The organism is Paraburkholderia xenovorans (assembly GCF_046030735.1).
Lineage (GTDB): Bacteria > Pseudomonadota > Gammaproteobacteria > Burkholderiales > Burkholderiaceae > Paraburkholderia > Paraburkholderia xenovorans_A.
On sequence record NZ_JAQQBV010000006.1, the window covers coordinates 76,654 to 96,808 of the forward strand.

A 20,155-nucleotide genomic window follows, 5' to 3' on the forward strand; every position below is an offset into this window, starting at 1 on the left:
CGGCATAGGACGAAGCGCGCGCGTGGCCCCGGTCTCGCGATGTCTCACCCGTGCTTCGCCCTGTGTCACGATACCCGGCGCCACCTGGCCGGATGGCTAACGCCGCGTCTCGGCGGGACGCACGCCGCCGCGCATGGGCGCCGATCCCGTATAATCAGTCGTTTAAGAAACAATCAGTTGGCGCATCGCCTGATGCCGCCGCCGGTAACAGCCAGGACCCGTCCCCGCACGCCATGAAAGCCGCCGAAATCCGCGAGAAATTCCTCAAGTTCTTCGAATCGAAGGGCCATACGATCGTTCGCTCGTCGAGCCTTGTGCCCGGCAACGACCCGACACTGCTCTTCACCAATTCGGGAATGGTGCAGTTCAAAGATGTGTTCCTCGGCGCGGAATCGCGTCCGTACTCGCGCGCCACGACCGCGCAGCGCAGCGTGCGCGCGGGCGGCAAGCACAACGATCTGGAAAACGTCGGCTATACCGCGCGTCACCACACGTTCTTCGAAATGCTGGGCAATTTCTCGTTCGGCGACTACTTCAAGCGCGACGCGATCCACTATGCGTGGGAATTGCTGACAGGCGTGTACCAGTTGCCGAAGGAAAAGCTCTGGGTCACCGTCTATCACGAAGACGACGAAGCGCACGACATCTGGGCGAAGGAAGTGGGCGTGCCGGTCGAGCGCATCATCCGCATCGGCGACAACAAAGGCGCGCGCTACGCGTCGGACAACTTCTGGCAGATGGCCGACGTCGGCCCCTGCGGCCCGTGCTCGGAAATCTTCTACGACCACGGCCCGGACGTGTGGGGCGGCCCGCCGGGGTCGCCTGAGGAAGACGGCGACCGCTACATCGAGATCTGGAATCTCGTGTTCATGCAGTTCAGCCGTGACGCGCAAGGCAAGCTGACGCCGCTGCCCAAGCAGTGCGTCGACACCGGCATGGGTCTCGAGCGTATCGCCGCGGTGCTGCAGCACGTGCACAGCAACTACGAGATCGACCTGTTCCAGGCGTTGATCAAGGCGGCCGGCCGCGAAACCGGCGTCGCTGATCTGACCAACAACTCGCTGAAGGTGATCGCCGATCACATCCGCGCGTGTTCGTTCCTGATCGTCGACGGCGTGATTCCCGGCAACGAAGGGCGCGGTTACGTGCTGCGCCGGATCGTGCGTCGCGCGATTCGCCACGGCTACAAGCTGGGCAAGAAAGGTTCGTTCTTCCACCGCATGGTGCCGGATCTCGTCGCGCAAATGGGCGACGCCTATCCGGAATTGAAGGACGCCGAACAGCGCGTGACCGACGTGCTGCGTCAGGAAGAAGAGCGCTTCTTCGAGACCATCGAGCATGGCATGTCGATTCTCGAAAGCGCGCTGGCCGATCTGGACGCGAAGGGCGGCAAGACGCTCGACGGCGAACTCGCGTTCAAGTTGCACGACACGTACGGTTTCCCGCTCGACCTCACGGCGGACGTGTGCCGCGAGCGCGAAGTCACGGTCGACGAGGCCGCGTTCGACGAAGCGATGGCGCGTCAGCGCGAACAGGCTCGCGCGGCCGGCAAGTTCAAGATGGCGCAGGGCCTCGACTACTCGGGCGCGAAGACCACGTTCCACGGCTACGAAAAAATCGCCTTCGACGACGCGAAGGTGATCGCGTTGTATGTTGACGGCGCATCGGTGCAGCAAGTCGAGGACGGTCAGCAGGCGGTGGTCGTGCTCGACCACACGCCGTTCTACGCCGAGTCGGGCGGCCAGGTCGGCGACCAGGGCGTGCTGGCCAACGCAAGCGTGCGCTTCGCGGTGCTCGATACGCTGAAGGTGCAGGCGGACGTGGTCGGCCATCACGGCACGCTCGAGCAGGGCACGCTGAAGGTCGGCGACGTCGTGAAGGCGGAGATCGACACGGTGCGCCGCGCGCGCACGGCCCGCAATCACTCGGCCACCCACCTGATGCACAAGGCGCTGCGTGAAGTACTCGGCACGCACGTGCAACAGAAGGGTTCGCTGGTCGATCCGGACAAGACCCGCTTCGACTTCGCGCACAACGCGCCGATGACGGACGAGCAGATTCGCCGCGTCGAGGAAATCGTCAACGCCGAAGTGCTGGCGAACGCGCCGGGCGTCGTGCAGTTGATGTCGTTCGACGAAGCGGTGAAGGGCGGCGCGATGGCGCTGTTCGGCGAAAAGTACGGCGACGAAGTGCGCGTGCTCGACCTCGGCTTCTCGCGTGAGTTGTGCGGCGGCACGCACGTGCAGCGCACCGGCGACATCGGCTTGTTCAAGATCGTGATGGAAGGCGGCGTGGCCGCGGGTATCCGTCGCGTGGAAGCGATCACCGGCGACAACGCGGTGCGCTTCGTGCAGGAGCTCGATGCGCGCATCAATGCGGCTGCGGCTGTGTTGAAGGCGCAGCCGTCGGAGCTGACGCAGCGGATCGCGCAGGTGCAGGATCAGGTCAAGTCGCTCGAGAAGGAATTGAGCGCGTTGAAGTCGAAGATGGCGTCGAGCCAGGGCGACGAGCTCGCGGGTCAGGCAATCGAAGTGGCCGGCGTGCACGTGCTGGCCGCTACGCTCGAGGGCGCGGATGTGAAGACGCTGCGCGAAACGGTCGACAAGCTGAAGGACAAGCTCAAGAGCGCGGCGATCGTGCTGGCTGCAGTGGAAGGCGGCAAGGTGAGCCTGATTGCCGGCGTCACGGCTGATGCGAGCAAGAAGGTCAAGGCCGGCGAGCTGGTCAACTTCGTTGCGCAGCAGGTCGGCGGCAAGGGCGGCGGCCGGCCGGATATGGCGCAGGCCGGCGGCACCGAACCGGCGAATCTGCCGGCGGCATTGGCTGGCGTGAAGGGTTGGGTCGAAGCGCAGCTTTGATGCGCGTTTGATTGGCGATTGACGCGCGCTTGGGTGGTGCTTAGGTGGTGCTTAGGTTGCGCTTCAGTCGTGCTCGAGTCTGATTCGCGCCGAGTTTGATCGGGCCGTGCGGGGCGTCAGTGGTTATGGCGTTCCCACGGCCCGAGTCGTTTCTGTTCGCCGCAACGTGGGCAACGGGCTGAAGACGTTGAGTTAGGGCGTCTAACGCAGCCAATGCGGCCACCGCAGCCAGCGCCGACGGCCCGATTCACCAAACCAGCTAAACCACCGCCGCAGTCCCCGCACCGGCCACCGCGCCCACCGCATCCTCACCCGCCACCAGCGTCTGCCGCAGCGCATTCAATGCGGACGAAAAATGCCCGCGTCGCCACACCAGAAGCGTGTCGATCATGCCGATGTCGGGCAGCTCGTGAATCGCGATATTGTCTGCGTCGATTGGCAGATTCAGCACAGTGCGCGGCGCCACCGCCACTCCCGCGCCGGCCGCGACACACGCGACGATCGCATGATAGGAACCAAGCTCCAGCACGCGCGCCGGGCTCACACCATGCTCCGTGTACCACTTCTCGATATAGGTCCGGTAAGCGCAGCCGCGCTCGAACGCGACCAGCGTGGAAAGCGCGATGTCGCGCACTTCGTGAATCGGCCGATGTCCGCGCGGCGTCAGCATCACGAGTTCTTCGCGGAATACCGGCACCGACTCGAATAATTCGCCGAGCGTGGCGGGGTCGAGCGGCGTCGCAACCAGAGCCGCATCCACTTCGAATTCGCGCACGCGCTCGATCAGCTTGCCGGTGGTGCCGGTTTCCAGTTCGAGCGCGACGTCCGGCCATTTCTGGTGATAGCGGGCGAGCAAGCCGGGCAGGCGCGTTGCCGCGACGCTTTCCATCGTGCCCAGACGCAGCCGCCCGCTTGGACGGTCCTCGCGCACCGCGTGGCGCGCTTCGTCGGCGAGGGCGAGCAGGCGCTCCGCATACGGCAACAAGGTCTCGCCCGCGGGCGTCAACACCAGACGCCGGCCGTCACGGATAAACAGCGCGGTGCCCAATTGCTCTTCGAGCTGCTTGATGCGCGTCGTGACGTTCGATTGCACGCGATTGAGCTTGGCGGCGGCGCGCGTGACGCCGTTCTCCCGTACGACCGCACGGAAGATGGCCAGAGCGGCCAGATCCATAGTTCTCTCCAGGCGATGGTTGGCATCTTGATTATTCATTTTTCGTGATTAAAAGGTCAAGCTAATATGCATTAACGGGACCGGCATGTGGCCGGTTCGTTTTGCATGGATTGCCCTGTTATGAACGATTTCGCCTCAAACGCACAGGGCACGGTGGCTGGGCATCACGCGGCGTTGCGCGCCGCGCTTGCCTGCATGGTGACGCTGGCGGTCGCGCTGGGTATCGGGCGCTTCGCGTTCACGCCGTTATTGCCGCTGATGCTTCATGGCAGCGCGTTCGGCCAGCCGCAACTCGACATCCGGCATGGCGGCTGGCTTGCATCGTTCAACTACGCGGGCTATTTCGTCGGCGCGGTGACTTGTGCGGCGTTGCGCGTCGACGCGGCGCGCATGGTCCGCGTCGGACTCGCGGCCACCGTTCTGTTGACGCTGGCGATGGGCGTCACCGGTCAGTTCTGGGTGTGGGCGGCGGTGCGTTTCGTCGGCGGGGCGGTCAGCGCGTGGACGTTCGTATTCGCTTCGCAGTGGGGCTTGCGGCGGCTCGCCGAACTCGGCGCGCACGGGTGGGGCGGCGTGATCTATACCGGGCCGGGTCTCGGCATCGTCGGCACGGGGGTGCTGGTCAGCGTGGCGGGCGGCCACGGCGCGAGGCTCGGATGGATCGGCTTCGGGCTGATCGCGGCGGTGTTGACGGCCGTCGTGTGGCCGGTTTTCGCGGTGAGTGCCGGGTCCAAGGTTCGCGGGGATCGGGCGCAGCGTTTCGCGAGTGCGGATAACGCGAAGGCTCATGCCAGCGGGCATCCGGCGAACCCGCACCCGGCCGTTTCGCAGCCCGCGAGCGCCCACCGGAGCACCGCTATCGCCCACCGCGCCGACGCCATCTGGCTGATGCTGCTGTACGGCATTCCGGGCTTCGGCTACATCATCACCGCGACGTTCCTGCCGGTGATCGCGCGCCACGCGTTGCCGGGCTCGGTCTGGCCCGACCTGTTCTGGCCGATGTTCGGCGCGGCGCTGATCGTCGGCGCATTGCTGGCGGCCCGTCTGCCGACGCATTGGGACAACCGCACGCTGCTCGCCGGCTGTTATGTGTTGCAGGCTTGCGGCATTGGGCTCGGGATCGTCTGGCCGACGGTCGGCGGCTTCGCGCTCGGCAGCATGCTGATCGGCCTGCCGTTCACGGCGATCACGCTGTTTGCGATGCGTGAAGCGCGGCGTCTGCATGGCGACAATGCCGCGGGGCTGATGGGCTATGCGACCGCTGCTTACGGCGTCGGGCAGATCGTCGGGCCGCTGGTGGCCGCGCCGATCGCCGACCACACGGGCTCGTTTTCGCCGGCGCTCTGGCTGGCTGCGGGAGCGTTGCTGCTGGGCGCGGCAGGGCTGGTGCTCGTCGCGCATCTGCCGCGTGGCCGCGGGCGTATGCCTGACTGTGGTTGCAGCTAGCACTGGCATTTACTAGCATTTGCGCAAAACACGACCCCAACGCCTCTCCAACACCTCCCCCCGACAACCAGACACAAATAAACCCCCGCCGCACTAAAATGACCGCTTTCCGGTCATCTCAGCGCGTCCGTCGCCGGGCGCCTCGCCAGCCATGCAACATTTCGCGTCCGACAACTACGCCGGCATCTGTCCCGAGGCGCTCGAGGCGCTGATCGCCGCCAACAACAGCGGCCACGAACCGGCTTACGGCGACGACTCCTGGACCAACCAGGTCTGCGACCGTCTGCGTGATCTGTTTCAGACCGACTGCGAAGTGTTTTTCGTCTTCAATGGCACGGCGGCCAATTCGCTGGCGCTGGCGTCGCTGTGCCAGTCGTATCACTCGGTGATCTGCCATGAACTCGCGCATATCGAAACCGACGAATGCGGCGGCCCTGAGTTCTTCTCGGGCGGCTCGAAGCTGCTGACCGCGCCGGGCATCGGCGGCAAGCTCACGCCGGATGCGATCGAAGCGATCGTCACGCGCCGCGCGGACATCCATTATCCGAAGCCCAAAGTTGTCACGCTTACGCAATCGACGGAAGTGGGCACCGTCTACACCGTCGAAGAGATCAGGGCGATCGCGGCGATCGCGAAACGGCGGCATTTGAAGGTGCATATGGACGGCGCGCGCTTCGCCAACGCGGTGGCCGCGCTCGACGTGCATCCGTCGGAGATCACGTGGCGCGCGGGCGTCGACGTGTTGTGCTTCGGCGGCACCAAGAACGGCTTGCCGGTGGGTGAAGCGGTGGTGTTCTTCGACCGCGCGCTCGCCGACGATTTCGCCTACCGTCTGAAGCAGGCCGGCCAACTGGCCTCGAAGATGCGCTTCATTTCGGCGCCGTGGCTCGGTTTGCTGGACAACGACGTGTGGCTGCGCAACGCGCGTCACGCGAACGCCATGGCGGCGCTGCTGCGCACGCGGTTGCAGGAGATTCCCGGCGTGAGCATCATGTTTCCCGGCGAGTCGAACGCGGTGTTCGCGCAGTTGCCCGCGCAGGCCGCGAAGACGATGCGCGCGCGCGGCTGGAAGTTTTACGAGTTCATCGGCGCGGGCGGCTGCCGGTTGATGTGCGCGTGGGACACGCAGCCGGAAACGGTCGAACGCTTCGCCGCGGAAGTGCGCGAACTCTGCGCGGCCGGAGCTTGAAACCTGAGCTTGAAACCTGAGCTTGCAACCTGAGCCTGATTCCGAAATCTGAGCCCGAAAACACGCGCACAGGTCCCTCCAGGCTCCCGTTCAAACCCCAGGCCGCCGCCCAGAAGAACATAACCCCATCCATCCACTCCCCATGACCGACTATCGATTTTGTCCGCGCTGCGCCACCCCGTTGATCGAACGCGCGGATGCCGAGCACGAGGGCGGCCGCATCCGCCAGACCTGTCCCGACACGGAATGCGGCTACGTCCACTGGAACAATCCGCTGCCGGTGGTGGCGGCGATCGTCGAGTACGAGGGCAAGATTCTGCTCGCGCGCAATGCCGCGTGGCCCGAGGGCATGTTCGCGCTGATCACCGGCTTCCTTGAGAACGGCGAGACGCCGGAAGAGGGCATTGCCCGCGAAGTGCTCGAAGAAACCCCGCTGCACGCGGAGACCGTGGAACTGGTCGGCGTGTACGAATTCATTCGCAAGAACGAGCTGATCATCGCGTATCACGTGAAAGCGTATGGCACGGTGGCGTTGTCGCCGGAATTGCTCGAGTACCGGCTGATCGAGCCTGCGAAATTGCGTCCGTGGCGCGCGGGCACCGGCCAGGCGCTCGGCGAATGGATGCGTCGCCGTGGCTTGCCGTTCGAGTTCGTCGAGAAGCCCGGACAATAGATTCGAGCGACAGCATAAGCGTTGCCTGAAACGACAACGACCCGACCCAACACAAGAAACACGACCCAAGCACCACGACCCAAGCACCGATGAACAAACCCGCACCCGCCGCGCGCGACGCCTACCCGCATTTCCTGCCGATCACCACGCGCTGGATGGACAACGACGTCTACGGCCACGTGAACAACGTCGTCTATTACAGCTACTTCGATACGGTGGTGAACGAATATCTGATCCGCGCAGGCGTACTCGACTTCGAGCACGGCGCGACGATCGGCCTCGTGGTCGAAACGCATTGCAACTACTTCGCGCCGCTGGTGTTTCCCGAGCGCATCGACGCGGGCCTGCGCGTGGTTCGCCTCGGCACGTCGAGCGTCCGCTACGAAGTCGGCCTCTTCAGCGAAGGCAACGCCGAGCCTGCCGCGCAAGGCCACTTCGTGCATGTGTACGTGGATCGCGCGACGCGCCGTCCGGTGACGCTGCCCGCCGATCTGCGCGCGGCGCTCGCGCCGCTCGTCGTCGCGGATCAAGCGGACTAGGCGTGCAATCGTTCGCCGTCAATCTGCTCAACGGCGTCAGTTACGGCCTGTTGCTGTTCATGCTGTCGGCCGGCCTGACGCTGATTTTCAGCATGCTCGGCGTGCTGAATTTCGCGCACGCGAGCTTCTACATGCTCGGTGCGTATGTCGGTTATTCGGTGGCGGCGCGCGCCGGATTCTGGAGCGCGCTGGTCATCGCGCCGCTCGTCGTCGGTTTGCTCGGCGCGGCGCTGGAGCGCTGGCTGTTGCGCCGTGTGCGCACGCATGGTCATCTCGCCGAGTTGCTGCTGACGTTCGGCGCGGCGTATCTGCTGGGCGAACTGGTCAAGCTCGGCTGGGGTTTGAGCGCGCTCAACGCGCCGGTGCCGACGCTGCTCGACGGACCGCTCTTCACGCTTTACGGCGCGACTTTTGCGCGCTATCGGGCGTTCATGATGGCGGTGTCGCTGGCGATGCTCGCGGTGCTGTACGCGGTGTTGCGCGTGTCGAAAGCCGGCTTGATCGTGCGTGCCGCGCTCACGCATGCGAGCGCCGTCGAGGCGCTCGGCCACAACGTGCCGCGCGTGTTCACCGGCGTATTCGCGGCGGGCACCGCGCTGGCCGCATTGGCCGGCGTGATCGGCGCGCCGCTGTTCGTCGTCGAACCGGCGATGGCCGAATCGGTCGGCTCGATCGTGTTCGTGGTGGTGGTGATCGGCGGCCTCGGTTCGTTGAGCGGGGCGCTGGTGGCGTCGCTGCTGGTCGGCTGTGTGCAGACCTTTGCGGTCGCGAGCAGCGTGTCGCTCGGCGATCTGGTGGCGCTGTTCGGCGAGCCGTTGCCGCCTGCCTGGGACGCGCTGACGCTCGCGCAACTCGCGCCGCTGCTCCCGTATCTGCTGCTGATCGCGATGCTGGCGCTGCGCCCGCGCGGACTGTTCGGCCGGCGCGACGATCATGCGTGACGCGCGTGCCGGGGACTCGGCTTCCAACGTACCCGTTACGGTGCGCCTGATCGCGCACATGAGCGTGCGCACGAGCATTGCGTGGATTGCGCTCGTGCTGTTCCTCGCCGTGCCGCCGCTGATCTGGCCGCAAAGCTGGCTGCTCGCCTATCTCGCGCAGACCGCGACGATGATCGTGTTCGCGCTGTCCTACAACCTGCTGCTCGGTGAAACGGGCTTGCTGTCCTTCGGTCATGCCGCGTATGCCGGACTCGGCGCGCTGATCGCCGCGCAGGTGTTCAATCGCGTGGGCGTGCCGCTCGTGCTGCTGCCGTTGGTCGGCGGGATCGGCGGCGCGTCGGCCGGCGTGCTGTTCGGCTTCGTCTCGACGCGGCGCGCGGGCACCGCCTTCGCGATGATCACGCTCGGCATCGGCGAACTCGTGGCGGCGGCCGCGTGGACGTTGCCCGACTGGTTCGGCGGCGAGGCCGGCGTGCCGATCGACCGCGCCAGCGGCGCGTTGCTCGGAAGCTGGAGCTTCGGCCCGGCGCGTGAGGCGTATGGGTTGATCGCGGTGTGGTGTTTGCTGGCGAGCGTGGCGATGTTCGCGCTGTCGCGCACGCCGTTCATGCGCATCGCCAACGCCGTGCGCGACAACCCCGCGCGCGCCGCGGCGATCGGTTGCTATCCGCGACGTATTCGCTATGGCGTGGTGGTGCTGTCGGCGTTTTTTGCGGGGATTGCGGGCACGCTGGGGCTGATCAATGTCGAGTTGGTGTCGACGGAAAGCGTCGGCATGATGCGCTCGGGGGCCGTGCTGATCGCGACGGTGATCGGCGGCACCGCGGCGTTTTTCGGGCCGGTGGCCGGCGCGATCGTGCTGACGTTTTTCAGCGTCGCGGTGGCGAGCGTGACGCGCGCGTGGCTGTTTTATCTGGGGCTGTTCTTCATCATGATCGTGGTGGCTTCGCCGGACGGTCTCGCGGGCTTCGTGCAGCGGCATATCGCGCGTATCGCGACGCACGGCTGGCGCGCGTGCGGCGCGCTTTATCTATGGGGCACGGCGTGTGTGTTGCTGTGGACGCTGGCTGTCGTGCTCGCCGTGCAATGGGCATACGCCGTGCAATTCGGCGCGGACGACGGCGCGGCGCTGGGCTTCGTCGGCGTGCCGGTGACGGCTGTGGCGTCGCAGGTTCGGCTGGGTCTTGCATTGGCGATGCTGACCGCGTTGGGTGCGATTGCCGCGCATTTCACGGCGCGCGCGCAGACGCGGCTTGCCGCTCATGTCCGCGCGGTCACTGCAAGCGGAGGCCCGCAATGATTCCGGCTCTCGCGCTTTACGGCATCGAAAAAAACTTCGGCGCTACGCAGATTCTGCGCGGCGTCGATCTCGCGGTCGAACCCGGCGAGCGTCATGCGTTGATCGGTCCGAACGGCGCGGGCAAGTCGACGCTCTTCAATCTGATCGCAGGCGGCGCGCGGCCGAACGCCGGCCGCATCGATCTGTTCGGTGCCGAGATAACGCGTCTCGCGCCAGCCGCAATCGCACGCCGCGGGCTCGCGCGCAGTTTCCAGACCACCAGCGTGTTCACGCGTCTGTCCGTACTCGACAACCTGCGCTGCGCGGCGCAACTCGCCGAGCGCGACCGCACCCGCTGGTGGCAGCGGTTCAGCGGCTCGCGCACCGTCGATGCCCGCGCGGCTCAGGTGCTGGAAGCCGTCGGCCTCGCCGCACGTCGCGACGTGGTGGCCGGCACGCTCAGCTATGCCGAACAGCGCGCGCTCGACCTCGGCCTCGCGCTCGCGGGTGGCGCGCACACGTTGCTGCTCGACGAGCCGACCGCCGGCATGAATCGCGCCGAAGCGGCGCGCGCGATCGAACTGATCCGCGAGACCACTGCGGGCCGCACGCTGCTGATGGTCGAGCACGACATGGACGCAGTGTTCGCGATCGCCGACCGCATCTCGGTACTGGTGCGAGGCCGCATCATCGCGACCGGCACACCCGCGGCGATCCGCGCGGCTGCGGCAGTCCGCGCCGCCTATCTCGGCGATGGCTTCGCGGCATGACGGCGCTCCTCGACATTCGCGGACTGAACGCGTGGTACGGCGCAAGCCAGGCGCTGCATGGGGTCACGTTGCGGATCGGCGCGGGCGAGGTGGTCGCGCTGGTCGGCCGCAACGGCTCGGGCCGCTCGACGCTCGCGCGCGCGATCATGGGCCTCGTGCGCAGCGAAGGCGAACTGCGCTTCGCAGGCCACGCGCTCGGCGGACGGCGTACCTTCGAGATCGCGCGGCTGGGGCTCGGCTACGTGCCCGAACATCGCGATGTGTTTCCGGCGTTGAGCGTCCACGAGAATCTGCAACTCGGTATTGTGTCCCCAGCGGTGTCCCCAGCAGCACCCCGAGCGCGCGGCCGCACACCGCGCTTTTCCATCGACGACGCCTACGCGTTGTTTCCCGTGCTACTCGAACGCAAGCGCACGCGAGCCGGCGCGTTGTCGGGCGGCGAGCAGCAGATGCTGACGCTCGCGCGGGCGCTGCTCGGCGACCCCGATTTGCTGGTGATCGACGAACCCGGCGAAGGTCTCGCGAGCCAGGTGATGCGTCAGATCACGCAATGTTTGCAAACGCTGCGTGAGCGCGGCGTCGCGATGCTGCTGATCGAACAGCGGCTCGTGATCGCGCAGGAACTGGCGAACCGGGTCGCGGTGATGGGTCATGGCGAGATCGTGTTCGACGACACGCTCGCGGCGTTTTTGCAGCGTCCCGACGTGATGCGCGAGTGGCTCGGCGTCGGCTAGCACAAGCGTGAAGCACGGCGTTTTATTGCGGCGCGGCATCCGCGGAAGCGATCGTTTTGCGATTCCCTTAAGCACTCGATGTGTCGCGTCTGCCAAAAAACGCCGGAATCGCGTTGTTCATACCGTTTGAATCCCGCCCGCGACACGCTTGCTCTCGCCCGGCCCATACGGCTTTCCGTTCACTCCCGGTGGCGATTCAAACGCTTGATCGTTTGGTGAGCGTCCTCCAGAAATCTTGTCGGCAGCGCGCTGACAAATCAAGACAATCAGGTCAAAGGCGCGCAACGGCGAGCTGTGTTTAAAGCCGGCGTAGGCGCGACAAAACCATGCCGTGCCCGGCGCGCGAAAAAGTGCGTCGAGGTTTCAGGAGGAGACGTGATGAAACAGACAAGCGCATTGGCCCGCACAGCGGCTTATGTTCGCGAAGCGCAAGCATTGGCTAAAGCGGCCTCGCCGCAGCGTCCACTCCGCGGCGACACATGGCGAACCCGCTTCGGCACCGGCGCCGCGCTCGTCACGGCCGCGCTGCTGATGTCCGCCTGCGCCGACGCCAGTTCGAGCACCGGCGACGCGGCCTCCGCACCCTCGACACAGCCACAGACGACCACCGCAGCGAGCGCGGCCGACACCGCCAGCCATCGCCCCGACGCTAGCCAACCCACACGAGCGTCGCTCGAACTCGCCAAGGCCAGACAACTGGCCGCCGAGCAAAGCATCGCGGCACGCGTGCCGTCCGCGAGCGGCATGACCGAAAAACGCAGCCGGCCGTTGACGCTGCGCGACTCCGGCATCGACGGCTCGCTGATGTTCGCGCGCGATGTCGACTTCCGCGTGACCGGCGACATCGGCTTCATGATTCACGACATGGCGGCGACCTTGATACCCGCGAAGGCCGGCCAGCCGATCGTATTCGACGATCCGACCAGCGTGACAATCGCCGTGCACCGTGGCGAGGTCACGCTCGACAGCGCGAAGCTCACCGCGATCTTCAACCGCTATCTGTTCCAGTATCAAGGCTCGCCGCTGCGCAATATGCGAGTAGTGCCGCAGGACGGCGGCAGCTTGCGGATCACGGGCGAGATGCATCGCGACGGCTGGGTGCCGATCGTGCTCGGCGGTTCGCTGTCGATGCGCAGCGCCGATGAACTCGTCTTTCACGCCGACCACATCGAAGTAGCGGGCGTGAGCGCCGACAAGCTGATGCAGGCGGCGCGCGTGAAAATGGCCGACCTGCTGAAAGTCGACACACCGATCGCGCGGCTGGAAGGCGACGACGTCGTGATGCAGGTGGCCAGACTGACGCCGCCGCCCGCGTTGCGCATGAGCATCACGCGTATCGACACCAGCGCTGCGGGCGTGCGCTTCACGCTCGACGACCGCACGCTGCCGAACATCGCGTGGCCCGCGACGATGCCCGCGCGCGGGATGCTGGTGCAAGGCGGCGACGTGAAGTTCATGCGCTCGATGCCGATGAACATCGACATGGCGTTGACGCCGATCGACACGAACGCCCCGTTCGTGCTGGACCTGTACCACTATCGCGACCAGATGGCGGCCGGCTATTTCACGTTCGACGAAGCAGGCGCACTCGATGTGCATCTGCCGTCGTACACGACGCTCGCCAGCACTGCCAGCACCACCAGCACCACGCAGGACACGCCGCAGCAAACCGGCAGCGCGAGCGCGCGTTACAACGACAGCTTTCTGCGCGCGCAGCAGGCGTCGCTGGCGCAGGCGCGGCTCGTGTGGCAACACGTGCCGTCAGCGTTGCGCACGGCATCGACGGCGCACGCGATTCCGGTCGGCACGCGCGCGGCGTTCGCGGGGCAGAGCATGGCGACACCCGGTTCGACGATCGGCGACGAACGCCATTCGAACGGACCCACGCCGCTGATTCACGTCGAGAACGTGGACTTCTACGTAGCGGGGCGGATCGGCTTTCACGTGCGTTCGCTCGATGCGCAAATGGTGCCCAAAAAGCCCGGCCAACCGGTGGACCTCGACGATCCCGACCAGTACGACATCCGCATCATCGGCGGCGAGGTGGTGGAACCGTGGCCGGCGATGGCCGCGCTCTTCAACGATTACCTGCTCGACTACGCGCCGCGCTCGCTGAACGATCTGCAACTGAAACCGGTGGACGGCCAGTTGCAGGTAAGCGGCGGGATCAAGCTGTGGAATCACTTCCCCGGCGTGTGGCTGCCGACCACGATGAGCGGCACGATCGTCGCGAAAGACGAACGGCATCTCGTGTACGCGCCGACTTCGGTCAAGGTGCTCGGCGTGCCGCAAGCGGGGTTGCTGCGTGCGCTGGATATTCCGCTGGAGTCGTTGACGCCTTTTACGCGCAAAGGTGTCGAGTTGAAGGGCAACGAACTCGTATTCGATCAGTACACGGTGTTTCCGCCACCGGTGTTGCAAGGACGTCTCGCGAGCGCAACCGTCACCGACGAAGGCCTGGTGCTGAAGTTCAAGCGCGACACGAGCGTGGCGGCGGCGAGGCCGCCCGCGAGCGCGGCAAAGAGCTTCGTGTGGATCGAATCCGGCGACGTGAAGATGTTCAACTCGCTGGTCACGAATACGCGCACGTTCATCAAGGACAGTTCGAACCCCGGCGTGATGAGGTTCGATCTGTACGGCTATCGCCGGGATGTGTCGAAAGGGACGGTGAAGATGGGCCAGGACGGCGGTCTGGACGTGGATCTGGCGGCGCGCAAGCCGTGATCGCCGGTGAAGAGCGGGGCGCCTGGTGCAGCAAAGCGCCCCTTAAGCCGACGACAGCAGAAATCAAACATCCTTATTTATGATCCATTCGTGGGCCGGATCGTTGCGGAAATGCCAGACACGCTGGCCGCCGGCCATCACGTTCAGATAGTAGTTGTCGTAACCGTACGGCACGATCACCGGATGGTAGCCGCGCGGCACCATCACCACGTCGTGATTCTCGACGGCCATCGATTCGTCGATGTCGCGCATGTCGGTGTACACGCGCTGAAACGCGAAGCCTTGCGGCGGATCGAGCCGGTGATAGTAAGTCTCTTCGAGCGAGCTCTCGTGCGGGACGTTGTCCGTATCGTGCTTGTGCGGCGGATAGCTCGACGCGTGGCCGCCGGGCGTTCGCACTTCCACGACCAGCAGCGATTCGGCAGGCTCGGTCTGCGGAAGAATATCGCATACGTAGCGCGTATTCGCCCCTTTGCCGCGAGTCGAGCGCTTCATCGTGCCGGGCTCGATCAGACGCGCCTCATGCTCGCCCTTCGCGGGCGCGCTCGCGACGCCGATCTCCGCATCGCGGCACGCGCGAATCGTCGTTTTCACGTTGGGCGGCAGGTACACCGCATACGGTGCGGCGTCCTCGAACACGCTGTCGCGCGAACCTAGCGAACGCCAGGTAGTCCCAGCCGTTTCGATATCCACCGCGCCGGTCAGCACCACGATGCACACCTCGCGCGACGGCTCGAGCACATGCACCACTTCATCCTTGCCCAGCCGGTACGCGGCGAACCCGACGTAGCGCCAGCACGCCGACTCCGGCGTGACCCGCGCGATCGTCTGGCCTTCGCGCTGTGCCTTCACCAATAAGCTCATGCTGCCTCCTGCTGAGTGTCGTTGCCGGCGTCGAGCGGCGCGTCGACTAATGCCTTCAAGGTCTCGAAGCCTTTCTTCGCATATTCGTACGAAGGCGCGACCACCGGATCCTGTTCCGCTTCGACCACCAGCCAGCCGCGATAGCCGTGGCGCTTCAACCTGTCGATGATCGCGGGGAAGTTCACCGCGCCGTCGCCCGGCACCGTGAACGCGCCATTGAGCACCGCGTCGAGAAAACTCCAGTTGCGATTGCGCGCGAGTTTCATCACGGCCGGACGCACGTCCTTGCAATGCACATGGCAGACACGCGCGATGTATTTGTCGAGCACCGCCGACGGATCGCCGCCAGCAAACGTGATGTGCCCCGCGTCGAACAGCAGGCCGACCGCATCGCCGGTGCGCGCCATCAGTTGATCGACGTCGGCGGGCGTCTCCACATACGCGCCCATGTGATGATGATAAGCGAGCCGCACGCCGCGGCTCAGCGTATAGCGCGCGAATTCGTCGACGCGTGCCGCGTACGCGGCCCACTGCGCGTCGCTGAAAAAACGCGGTCGTTGATACAGTGGCTGCGGCGCGCCCTGGATCGAGTCGGCCACTTCGCCGTAGACCATCACCGTCGCGCCGTTTTGCGCGAGCAGTTCGAGGTGCGGACCCACCTCGGCGATTTCATCTTCCACGCTGCGTCGCGCGAGACGCCCCGAATACCAGCCGGAAACCAGCGCGAGATCGTATTGCGCGAGCAGCGTCTTCAACGCCTGCGGTTCGCGCGGAAACTTGTTGCCGAGTTCGAAACCCTGATAGCCGATCTGGCGTCCTTCGGTCAGCGCGAGTTCGAGCGGCGTTTCGCCGCCGAGCGACGGCAGATCGTCGTTCATCCACGATAACGGGTTGATGCCGATACGTACGTCGAAAGCAGTCATGCGAGCGTCCTCATTCGTGGTCGGGGTGGCCGGAGCCCGTGGAATCGATGGCATCGGCGGCGTCGCCGGGCAGCGCGCGCGCGGCAAGTTGCGCGTCGTAGCGCGCCCGCGCGGCGCGCACGGCTTCGCGTGTGGACACTTCGGGCACGACGACTTCCCACCACCAGCCGCCGTCTTCGGTGGTGCGCGCCGGATCGGTGTCGATGCTGATCACGTAGGTGCGATCCGCAGCGCGCGCGCGTTGCAGCGCGGCTTCGAGTCCCGCGAGATCGGCGACGTGTTCGGCCTCGGCGCCGAGTGCGCGGGCATGCGCGGCGAAATCGATCTTCGGCGCGCCGAGCGGGCCTTGCACGCAGTCGTCGAGCAGGTTGTTGAAGGGCGCGCCGCCGCACGCCTGCTGCAAGCGGTTGATGCACCCGTAACCGCGATTGTCGAGTACCACGACGATCAGCTTCGCGCCGAGCATCACCGAGGTCGCGATCTCGCTGTTCATCATTAGATAACTGCCGTCGCCGAGCATCACGATCACCTCGCGCGCCGGCCGCGCGAGCTTCACGCCGAGGCCGCCGGCGATCTCGTAGCCCATGCACGAATAGCCATATTCGACGTGATACGCGCCGGGTTTGCCTGCGCGCCACAGCTTGTGCAGTTCGGCGGGCAGCGTGCCGGCCGCGCACACGACGATGTCGTCCGTCGCCGAGCGCGGGTTCGAGCGCTGCACCGCGCCGATCACGTCGCCTTCATAAGGCAGCACGGCTTCGCGCTGCGGCGCATGCGTGAGCGTGCTCACGGTGTCGCGCCAGCTCGTCGACAGTTTGTGCGCGAGCGCGGTCCACGTGCGCTCCGCATGCCAGCCTTGCAACTGTTCGCCGAGCGCATTGAGCGCGAGACGCGCGTCGGCTTCGACGACCAGTGCACGATGCTTGAGTCCGTCGAATGCATTCGCATTGATGCCGATCACGTCGGCCTGCGTGAAAAGCGTATTCGAGCCGGTCGTGAAGTCCTGCAAGCGCGTGCCGATTGCGAGCACGCAGTCGGCGTCGTGGGCGAGCGCATTGGCCGCGGACGAACCCGTCACGCCCAGCGCGCCCGCATTCAACGGATCGTTCCAGGCGAGCGAGCCTTTGCCCGCCTGAGTCTCGGCGACAGGCACGCCGTGCGCGGCCGCAAAACGGTGCAGCGCGTCGCTCGCGTGCGCGTACAACACGCCGCCGCCCGCGACGATCAGCGGCCGTTTCGCGTGCCGCAACCGCGCGATGGCCGCTTCGATGTCGTCGACGCGCGGCGCCGGCGAATGGAACGTGACCACGCGCGGCGTGAAGAAGTCCGCCGGGAAATCCCACGCCATCGCCTGCACGTCTTGCGGCAACGCGAGCGTGACCGGTCCGCACAACGCGGCGTCGGTGAGTACGCGCAGCGCGCGCGGCAACGCGTTGAGCAATTGCGCCGGATGCACGATCCGATCGAAGTAACGCGACACGGGTTTGAACGCGTCGTTGGCGGAGAGGCCGCCGTCGTGGAAATCTTCCACCTGCTGCAACACCGGGTCCGGCGCGCGCGAGATGAACACGTCGCCGGGCAGCAACAACACCGGCAGGCGGTTCACATGCGCAAGCGCCGCCGCCGTGACCAGATTGGTCGCGCCCGGTCCGATCGACGTGGTGACCGCCATCATCCGGCGGCGGAAATGCGCTTTCGCGTACGCGATCGCGGCATGCGCCATCGCCTGTTCGTTGTGCGCGCGCAGCGTCGGCAATTCGTCGCGATGCTGGTGCAGCGCTTCGCCGAGGCCGGCGACATTGCCGTGTCCGAAGATCGCGAACACGCCGCCGAACAGCGGCTCGGTGCCGCGGCTGTCTTCGGTCGCGACACGTTGCGCGGCCAGATAGCGCACCAGCGCCTGCGCGGTGGTCAGGCGGACGGTGCCGCCCGCCGGCGCGCGTGCGTGAGTGGCGTCGTTGGCGGACGCCGTATCGTGATGCAACACGAGCTGGTTCATGCCGCCTGCTCCTGATGAACATGGGCCGACGCGCCGTTCTGCGCGGCCTTCGCGCCGCGCGTCGCGCGCCATGACGCGATCAGCGTTTCGAACGTGCGCCGGACCCGGGCGATCAATTCGTCGTCGTTGATTTCGCCGGCGAGCCACGCGTGGCTCGGTTCGTGGAAGATCGTGCGACCCACCGTGAAGCCGCGGCAGCTTGCCGATTGCGCGGCCGCGCGAAAACCGTCGTTCAATTGTTCGACCGCGGCCGAAAGGCCCAGCAACACCACGCCGCGGCAGTACGGATCACGCTCGGCGATCAGCGCATCGACGGCTTGCCATTGCGCGGCGTCCATCGGTTCGAGCTTCCACCATTCCGGATAGATGCCGATGTTGTACAGCCGCTTCAACGCGCGATACACGATCTCCGGCCCTTGCGGCAGATGCGCGTGCTTCGGCGGAATCACTTCGAGCAGCAACTCGTGGCCGCTGGCCTGCGTCGCGTCGTAGAGCGCGCGCAATTGCGCTTCCTGTTCGAGGCGCTGTTCGACGGGTTCGTCCGGGTGAAACTGCACCAGACACTTGACGATATGCTCCTGCGGCCACGCGATCAACGACGTGCCGATCGAGCGGCCGTGATCGAACACGAGCGGCACGGAGCCGGGCAATTCGACCGGACGTCCCACCCACCAGCCGCGGCCGGTGGCGGCGTTCAACGCTTCCTGACCGTAGCGGTCGTCGATCAGCACGGCGATGCGGCCTTGCAAATCCAGTGCGCTTTCCGTCTGCGCGACCGCTTCGATGAACAGCCCCTTCAACTGCGCGATGCGGGCTTCGTCGGCGCCCGTCTGCTGCGCGAGTTCGAAGAACTGATTGCGGTGATCGAATGCGAAGCCGAGCACCTCGTCCCATTGCTTGCGGGCAGGCGTTACGCGATGCAGGCGCGCGAGCGTCGCGTCGCGGTCGGGGCGGCGCATGCGCTGCGGATCGGCCTTCGCTTCACGCAGGAAGTAGTCGAGTTCGGCGGGAGTCGGCATCGCCGGTGCGCAACCGTGCCGCGACACGACCAGCGCGCCGCTCGCATTCGCCGCGCGCGCGCAGGCTTCGAGCGGCTGGTCGCGCAGCCAGCCGGACAGAAAGCCCGACGCGAACGCGTCGCCCGCGCCGAGCACGTTCAGTACTTCCACTTCGACGCCGCCGTGGATCGGCGCGTCGTCGAGCGATGCGGGCACCGCGCCGTCGATGATCTGGCAGCCGAGCGGACCACGTTTGACGACCAGCGTGGCGGGCGTCACCGCGCGCACCATCGCCAGCGCGTCGATCAGTTCGCTCTTGCCGCCTGCGATGCGGAATTCTTCCTCCGTGCCGATCACCAGATCGATCAGCGGCAGGATGCGCTGCAAATGCGCGGTCACGCTTTCGTTCGCGATGAAACGCGTTTCGCCGTCGGCTTTGCCGGTCAAGCCCCACAGCACCGGACGATAGTCGATATCGAGGACGGTGCGCACCTGATTGCGCCGCGCGTACTCGAGCGCGCGGCGGCTCGTGCGATTGACCTGCTCGGTCGAGAAGTGCGTACCGGTAATCAGCAATGCTTTCGACGACGCGATATACGCTTCGTCGAAATCCGCTTCGTCCACCGCCATGTCCGCGCAGTTCTCGCGATAGAAGATCAGCGGGAACGTATCGCGGTCTTTCAGGCCGAGCAGCACGAGCGCGGTCAAACGCTCCTGATCGACACGCACGTGGCTGACATCGCAGCCTTCCTTGCCCAACGTCTCGGTCAGGAAGCGGCCCATATGATCGTTGCCGACGCGCGCGAGCATCGACGCGGCAAGGCCGAGCCGCGCGCAGCCGAACGCGATATTCGCGGACGAACCACCGAGATATTTTGCGAAGCTCGACACGTCTTCGAGCCGCGCGCCGACTTGCTGCGCGTACAGATCGACCGCGAGGCGGCCGAGACAGACGATGTCGCGGCTGCGGCCCGGCGCGAAACGGCTGGCGGCAACGGTGCCGGCCGCGCCTGATGTGCTGGAATGATCCATGAAATGTCCTGA

At 65.9% G+C, this 20,155-nt stretch carries 15 protein-coding genes; 10 read left to right on the top strand and 5 right to left on the bottom strand.

The genetic code is table 11. The features are described from left to right. The first annotated feature begins 233 nt into the window (after positions 1-233). Positions 234-2,858: an alanine--tRNA ligase gene (gene alaS, locus PQQ51_RS07730; RefSeq protein WP_408496179.1), complete on the top strand. Its 2,625-nt coding sequence runs from the start codon at positions 234-236 to the stop codon at positions 2,856-2,858. 259 nt (positions 2,859-3,117) lie between these two features. Here alaS and PQQ51_RS07735 read toward each other — a convergent pair whose 3' ends face one another. After that, complete coding sequence (locus PQQ51_RS07735) at positions 3,118-4,032, bottom strand: LysR family transcriptional regulator (protein WP_408496180.1); 915 nt, start codon at positions 4,030-4,032, stop codon at positions 3,118-3,120. Positions 4,033-4,152: 120 nt separating this feature from the next. Between PQQ51_RS07735 and PQQ51_RS07740 the strand changes: the two genes are divergently transcribed. The 9 genes from PQQ51_RS07740 (at position 4,153) to PQQ51_RS07780 (ending at position 14,327) form a co-directional block, all read left to right on the top strand. Beyond that, positions 4,153-5,478 (top strand): YbfB/YjiJ family MFS transporter, encoded by a 1,326-nt coding sequence (locus tag PQQ51_RS07740; protein ID WP_408496181.1) that lies wholly within the window; start codon positions 4,153-4,155, stop codon positions 5,476-5,478. 151 nt (positions 5,479-5,629) lie between these two features. Then, positions 5,630-6,667, top strand: coding sequence for a threonine aldolase family protein (locus PQQ51_RS07745; RefSeq protein ID WP_408496182.1), 1,038 nt, complete (start codon positions 5,630-5,632; stop codon positions 6,665-6,667). 142 nt (positions 6,668-6,809) lie between these two features. Next, positions 6,810-7,340, top strand: coding sequence for an NUDIX domain-containing protein (locus PQQ51_RS07750; RefSeq protein WP_408496183.1), 531 nt, complete (start codon positions 6,810-6,812; stop codon positions 7,338-7,340). An 89-nt stretch (positions 7,341-7,429) separates the two neighbouring features. After that, on the top strand, positions 7,430-7,879 hold the full coding sequence (locus tag PQQ51_RS07755; protein WP_408496184.1) for an acyl-CoA thioesterase: 450 nt from the start codon (positions 7,430-7,432) through the stop codon (positions 7,877-7,879). 2 nt (positions 7,880-7,881) lie between these two features. Further along, the gene (locus PQQ51_RS07760) at positions 7,882-8,820 is read left to right on the top strand and encodes a branched-chain amino acid ABC transporter permease (RefSeq protein WP_408496185.1); all 939 of its coding nucleotides are present in this window, start codon (positions 7,882-7,884) and stop codon (positions 8,818-8,820) included. A 58-nt stretch (positions 8,821-8,878) separates the two neighbouring features. After that, positions 8,879-10,120: a branched-chain amino acid ABC transporter permease gene (locus tag PQQ51_RS07765; protein WP_408496344.1), complete on the top strand. Its 1,242-nt coding sequence runs from the start codon at positions 8,879-8,881 to the stop codon at positions 10,118-10,120. Further along, complete coding sequence (locus PQQ51_RS07770; protein WP_408496186.1) at positions 10,117-10,869, top strand: ABC transporter ATP-binding protein; 753 nt, start codon at positions 10,117-10,119, stop codon at positions 10,867-10,869. The genes PQQ51_RS07765 and PQQ51_RS07770 overlap by 4 nt, the downstream gene beginning before the upstream one ends. After that, the gene (locus PQQ51_RS07775; protein WP_408496187.1) at positions 10,866-11,603 is read left to right on the top strand and encodes an ABC transporter ATP-binding protein; all 738 of its coding nucleotides are present in this window, start codon (positions 10,866-10,868) and stop codon (positions 11,601-11,603) included. The genes PQQ51_RS07770 and PQQ51_RS07775 overlap by 4 nt, the downstream gene beginning before the upstream one ends. A 378-nt stretch (positions 11,604-11,981) precedes the next feature. Continuing rightward, on the top strand, positions 11,982-14,327 hold the full coding sequence (locus tag PQQ51_RS07780; RefSeq protein ID WP_408496188.1) for a hypothetical protein: 2,346 nt from the start codon (positions 11,982-11,984) through the stop codon (positions 14,325-14,327). 63 nt (positions 14,328-14,390) lie between these two features. Here PQQ51_RS07780 and iolB read toward each other — a convergent pair whose 3' ends face one another. Genes iolB through PQQ51_RS07800 form a run of 4 tightly spaced genes read right to left on the bottom strand, consistent with a single transcriptional unit; the run spans position 14,391 to position 20,143 of the window. Then, the gene (gene iolB, locus PQQ51_RS07785; protein WP_408496189.1) at positions 14,391-15,191 is read right to left on the bottom strand and encodes a 5-deoxy-glucuronate isomerase; all 801 of its coding nucleotides are present in this window, start codon (positions 15,189-15,191) and stop codon (positions 14,391-14,393) included. Beyond that, positions 15,188-16,114: a myo-inosose-2 dehydratase gene (gene iolE, locus PQQ51_RS07790; RefSeq protein WP_408496190.1), complete on the bottom strand. Its 927-nt coding sequence runs from the start codon at positions 16,112-16,114 to the stop codon at positions 15,188-15,190. Before iolE ends, iolB begins: the two co-directional genes overlap by 4 nt. Before the next feature lie 10 nt (positions 16,115-16,124). After that, the gene (iolD, locus tag PQQ51_RS07795; RefSeq protein WP_408496191.1) at positions 16,125-18,113 is read right to left on the bottom strand and encodes a 3D-(3,5/4)-trihydroxycyclohexane-1,2-dione acylhydrolase (decyclizing); all 1,989 of its coding nucleotides are present in this window, start codon (positions 18,111-18,113) and stop codon (positions 16,125-16,127) included. After that, a complete protein-coding gene (locus tag PQQ51_RS07800) occupies positions 18,110-20,143 on the bottom strand; it encodes a bifunctional 5-dehydro-2-deoxygluconokinase/5-dehydro-2-deoxyphosphogluconate aldolase (RefSeq protein ID WP_408496192.1) in 2,034 nt (677 codons plus the stop codon). The genes iolD and PQQ51_RS07800 overlap by 4 nt, the downstream gene beginning before the upstream one ends. Positions 20,144-20,155: the final 12 nt, after the last annotated feature.

Bases quoted from the DNA above. Each gene is read 5' to 3' on its own strand.
- alaS (WP_408496179.1), top strand. From the start codon at position 234: ATGAAAGCCGCCGAAATCCGCGAGAAATTCCTCAAGTTCTTCGAATCG.
- PQQ51_RS07735 (WP_408496180.1), bottom strand. From the start codon at position 4,032: ATGGATCTGGCCGCTCTGGCCATCTTCCGTGCGGTCGTACGGGAGAAC.
- PQQ51_RS07740 (WP_408496181.1), top strand. From the start codon at position 4,153: ATGAACGATTTCGCCTCAAACGCACAGGGCACGGTGGCTGGGCATCAC.
- PQQ51_RS07745 (WP_408496182.1), top strand. From the start codon at position 5,630: ATGCAACATTTCGCGTCCGACAACTACGCCGGCATCTGTCCCGAGGCG.
- PQQ51_RS07750 (WP_408496183.1), top strand. From the start codon at position 6,810: ATGACCGACTATCGATTTTGTCCGCGCTGCGCCACCCCGTTGATCGAA.
- PQQ51_RS07755 (WP_408496184.1), top strand. From the start codon at position 7,430: ATGAACAAACCCGCACCCGCCGCGCGCGACGCCTACCCGCATTTCCTG.
- PQQ51_RS07765 (WP_408496344.1), top strand. From the start codon at position 8,879: ATGAGCGTGCGCACGAGCATTGCGTGGATTGCGCTCGTGCTGTTCCTC.
- PQQ51_RS07770 (WP_408496186.1), top strand. From the start codon at position 10,117: ATGATTCCGGCTCTCGCGCTTTACGGCATCGAAAAAAACTTCGGCGCT.
- PQQ51_RS07775 (WP_408496187.1), top strand. From the start codon at position 10,866: ATGACGGCGCTCCTCGACATTCGCGGACTGAACGCGTGGTACGGCGCA.
- PQQ51_RS07780 (WP_408496188.1), top strand. From the start codon at position 11,982: ATGAAACAGACAAGCGCATTGGCCCGCACAGCGGCTTATGTTCGCGAA.
- iolB (WP_408496189.1), bottom strand. From the start codon at position 15,191: ATGAGCTTATTGGTGAAGGCACAGCGCGAAGGCCAGACGATCGCGCGG.
- iolE (WP_408496190.1), bottom strand. From the start codon at position 16,114: ATGACTGCTTTCGACGTACGTATCGGCATCAACCCGTTATCGTGGATG.
- iolD (WP_408496191.1), bottom strand. From the start codon at position 18,113: ATGAACCAGCTCGTGTTGCATCACGATACGGCGTCCGCCAACGACGCC.
- PQQ51_RS07800 (WP_408496192.1), bottom strand. From the start codon at position 20,143: ATGGATCATTCCAGCACATCAGGCGCGGCCGGCACCGTTGCCGCCAGC.